The following is a 250-nucleotide window of genomic DNA, read 5'->3' on the forward strand; positions in this document are numbered from 1 at the left end:
TGAACCTGAGCCATTGGGAACACGGTGTTAATCGCTTCCGGGAATCCGGTAAGCCCATCAACACAGGCAACGAAGACATCTTCAACTCCACGGTTCTTAAGCTCTGTCAGCACAGAAAGCCAGAATTGTCATCACCGGCGTAAAAAGTCCTCAAAACACCAGTCCAAAATGACCTGTCGTTAAGTATAGCTTTTTGGGGTGGTCTGCAAGTCTGATAGTTCCAGAAAGTTAAATATTTTACTAAGCTGAC

At 45.2% G+C, this 250-nt stretch carries 1 pseudogene; it reads right to left on the minus strand.

The annotated features are described in order from the left end of the window. Positions 1-128, minus strand: a pseudogene (locus AK963_RS31695) (transposase); the annotation flags it as partial. Positions 129-250: the final 122 nt, after the last annotated feature.

Source organism: Endozoicomonas atrinae (assembly GCF_001647025.1).
Lineage (GTDB): Bacteria > Pseudomonadota > Gammaproteobacteria > Pseudomonadales > Endozoicomonadaceae > Endozoicomonas > Endozoicomonas atrinae.